Source organism: Neglectibacter sp. X4 (genome assembly GCF_009917365.1).
In the GTDB taxonomy this organism is placed as follows: domain Bacteria; phylum Bacillota; class Clostridia; order Oscillospirales; family Acutalibacteraceae; genus Acutalibacter.
In genome coordinates this window covers 1-4,007 of record NZ_QWLE01000110.1, presented here as the reverse complement: position 1 = coordinate 4,007, position 4,007 = coordinate 1, and the positions used below count along the sequence as shown (strand labels likewise).

The window sequence follows — 4,007 nt, the reverse complement described above, 5'->3', positions numbered from 1 at the left end:
CGCCCTTTGGTGGGGGCAGACTGGGAGGTGATAAGGAACCATTTCACATAAAGGACAAACGGGCAGCAACCCGGTAATACCGATTTTAATTCATATCAGCCGCACAGTAACTGACGGATGTTCAGCTACTGTGCGGCTTTTTTGTTTATAGATAACTCTGCCCTGGTGACGTAGATCGCCAGGGCTTTTTTCATTTAGACAGGAGGCTTTCAAAATGCCGGAAACTTTGAATCTGAATTACTACTACGGGAATGAAGCCGACCAGTACAGCTTCTACCGTATCCCCAAAATCCTATTGACCGACCGCCGCTACAAAGGCGTGTCGCTGGAAGCAAAGGTGCTGTATGGCCTGCTGCTTGACCGCATGGGGCTGTCTGCCCGCAATGGCTGGCTGGACGATAACGGGCGCGTGTTCCTCTACTTCACCCAGGAGGAAGTCATGACCATGAAAGTCTGGAAAGCGGCCCTCTATATCCGTTTGTCCGTGGAATTTAACGGCAGGCGCGGCGATTCGCTGGAAACCCAGCAGCAGATCATGGAAGCCTATCTTGCCCTGTGCCCGGATCTTGAAATCGTGGCGGTTTACACCGACAACGGCACAACGGGGCGCACCTTTGAGCGCGAAGCCTTTCAGCGGATGCTGGACGATGTGGAGCACGGCAGAATCAACTGCGTGGTCGTCAAAGACCTTTCCCGGCTGGGGCGGAACGCGATTGACAGCGGCTACTATATCGAAAAGTATTTCCCGCTGCATCAGGTTCGGTTTATTGCAGTCAACGACCAGTTTGACAGCGAAAACAAGGAAAACAGCGGCAGCCATCTGATTGTGCCCTTGAAAAATATGATAAATGAAGCTTATGCCGCCGACATCAGCAAAAAGGTAAAAGCCCAGCAGCGGCAGGCGATGCAGGACGGGGAGTTTGTGGGGGCGCGTCCGCCCTTTGGCTATAAAAAAGCGCCGGATAACTGCCACAAGCTGCTTGTCAATGAAGATACCGCCCCCATCGTCCGGCAGATTTTCCAGTGGACGGTTGACGGCATATCGCTCAATGAGGTGGTAAAACGGCTCAATCAAAGCGGCTATCCTACGCCCGGTCACTATCTGGCTCAAACCGGCCTGATTACCAATAAGCGGCTCATGGGCAGCGGAAAATGGCAGACATGGACAGTTTCCAAAATTTTAGCGGATGAAGTCTACATGGGCGATATGGTGCAGGGGAAATCGAAAACGGTCGGCCACAAGCAGGTTCCCACTGACCGCTCTGAATGGATTGTCGTGCGGGGAACCCATGAACCGCTGATTGCCCGCGAACTGTACGAAAGGGTGCAGGCTGTCCGGGAACGTGCGGCGGCAAAGCAGGGGACGGAAAAAATCCCCTACACGGAGAACATTCTCCGGGGACGTATTTTCTGTGGCTGCTGCGGGAAGAACCTACACCGACAGAGGTCACGGGGGATATACTCCTACCGCTGTATTGCCAATGACCGGATGGGCGTTCAGTATTGTCCGGGTGGTGTTACCCATCTGCCGGAAAAGAGGCTGTTTGACGCGCTTTTAGCCATTATCCGCAAACACGCCGAGGTTGTGGTGGGAACTCACACAAAGCTGAAACAGCAGGATTACAAAATCACTGCGAAAAAGGCGGAAATGACCGCCGAAATCTCTAAGTTACAGCAGGAAACGGAACGCAACCGGGTATTCTTAACCAGCCTGTATGAGAACTTCGTTACCGGCATCCTGACCGGCACAGAGTATCACGAAATGAAAGCAGGCTATACACAGAAAATCGAAACGGCAGTCCTGCGTGTGCAGCAGCTTCAAAGTAAGCAGAAAGCGCTGGAAAATCAAATGGAACGCTATACGGATATAGCCAAACGGCTGGCGGCAGTCAGCGAAGATACCGCCTTATCCGCCCTGCTGGTAAACCAGTTGATTGACTGCGTTACCGTCAACAGCGCAGAGGACATTCATGTGAAATTCAAATTTGAGAGCGGCTTTGAGCGGCTGATGGAGGTGCTGGAAGATGTATAAACCCTATGTGATTGGCCTTTATATCCGGCTTTCCTCCGAGGACAGCAAGGTGGGGAGTTTCAGCATTGAGAACCAGAAGCGGGCGCTTCACCAGTACGCCGATGCGATGGAGGATGCCGCCCATGCGGAGGTATTGGAATTTGTAGACAACGGTTACAGCGGGACGAACTTTGAACGGCCCGCCGTGCAGGAACTTCTGGACAAGGTACGCGAGGGCGCGGTCAACTGCATCATCGTCAAGGACTTTACCCGTTTTGGGCGCAACAGCATTGAGGTCGGATATTTTATGGAGCGCGTCTTTCCGCTGTATGGGGTACGGTTTATTTCCCTGAATGACGGCTTTGACAGCGATATGCTACATGGCGACACGGGCGGTATCAATGTGGCGTTTCAGTACCTGATCAGCGAATTTTACAGCCGTGACCTCTCCATCAAGTACAAAACCGCCAAGTATGTGAAATTCCGGCGGGGAGAATACCAGAGCGTATTATGTCCCTACGGCTACCAGAAAGGCGCGGACGGGCGCATGGAGCCGGATGAGGAAACAGCCCCCAATGTCCGGCTTATCTTTGAACTGGCAGGGCGCGGCTGTACTTCCAGCGAAATCATTCAGGAACTGTACGAGCGCAAAATCCCCACACCAGGCGAATACAAAGCATCCAAGGGAAGAACGATTCACGATGTTTCCAGAACCCATCAGATTTGGCAGAGATCGACCATTCGGAACATCTTGCTGGATGAACGCTACATTGGCACTTATGTCATGGGCAGGAAACAGGTGGTCGAGGTGGGGAGCAGCCGGGTACGGAACCGTGATGAAAGCGAATGGTTCAGGATTCCCGACCACCATCCGGCTATTATCAGCAAAGAGCTGTTCCAGCGGGTGCAGGAATTAAAGCCGAAAAAACGCTGCATAAAGAAAAACGTCCATCTGTACCCCCTGCGCGGCAAGGTCTTTTGCGGCTGCTGCGGACACGCAATGCCGCGCAATCCAAGTAAAAGCCATTTCTTTGTCTGCAAGCATACAGAGGTGGATCAGTCTGCTGCCTGCCACGGCCTGCGGATTGCTGAAAAGGACTTGGAAGCAATCCTCTATGAGATTATTTCCAGGCAGGCGCAGGTGATTTTGAACGTGGAGAACCTTTCAAATGCCAGCCTGCTGGATACTAAGATTGCAACGCATACGGAATACAGCCAGCGCGTAGAAAGCTGTCTTGACCGGAAACGGGTGCTATATGAGCAGGTTTTACTAAAAGAGATTACCCTGGAGGACTACAAGGCACAGAAAGCCGATGTGGATGCGGAACTGGAACGGCTGCGGCAAGTCCAGGGCGCACTCTCCGCTGAAATCGCCCAAGCGAAAATGGACGTAAAAACAAAAAACGCCAGACTGGAACTGGCGCAGGAAATTTCAGCCGCCAGCGGATTAAATACCGCCATGGCTGACGCACTGATTGAACGTGTGGATATTCACCCCGGAAATCAGGTTGATATTGTCTGGAAAATGAAAGACTTCTGTACAGAGGGAATGTGATGGGGCGCAAAAATCGGCCTTAAAAACTCTGGAATTTCTTAAAAAACTTTTTGTCTTGTGCTTGACATACGGGTGACGGAGGTCATGCAGGCGGATATTCGGCAGGCTGCTTTTGGCGATGACGTTGTGGAAAGTCCGGGTTAGGTAATTTGGCGAGATCACGTTTCCATCGGGCCAAGTGCACACATAATCATTCTGTATGTACCCCGCGCCCAAGGCCCCTTGCAGGCGCTCCTGGCGGTGTTTCTGCCCCTTTAAGAGCTTGTACACGCTGTCTGTCATGGGTAAGGTACGATAGCTGCTGTTGGTCTTGGGCGTGTCCACATAATCGCCGTCCACGCCCTGCTGTAGCGTCTCCGTGACTGTTATGGTGCGGTTCTCAAAGTCGATATGCTCCCACTTCAGGCCCAGCACCTCGCTGCGTCGGAAGCCATAGACAGC

3 protein-coding genes are annotated in these 4,007 nt (G+C 52.5%); 2 read left to right on the top strand and 1 reads right to left on the bottom strand.

The annotated features are described in order from the left end of the window. Positions 1–214 precede the first annotated feature (214 nt). A complete protein-coding gene (locus D1841_RS16685; protein ID WP_161880098.1) occupies positions 215–2,032 on the top strand; it encodes a replication initiator protein A in 1,818 nt (605 codons plus the stop codon). After that, on the top strand, positions 2,025–3,566 hold the full coding sequence (locus D1841_RS16680) for a recombinase family protein (RefSeq protein WP_160644772.1): 1,542 nt from the start codon (positions 2,025–2,027) through the stop codon (positions 3,564–3,566). The genes D1841_RS16685 and D1841_RS16680 overlap by 8 nt, the downstream gene beginning before the upstream one ends. On the opposite strand, the gene D1841_RS16675 is transcribed toward D1841_RS16680, so the two are convergent. Beyond that, positions 3,459–4,007, bottom strand: a 549-nt coding sequence (locus D1841_RS16675; protein WP_166554303.1) for a site-specific integrase, incomplete at its 5' end; no start/stop codon positions are given. The genes D1841_RS16680 and D1841_RS16675 overlap by 108 nt on opposite strands.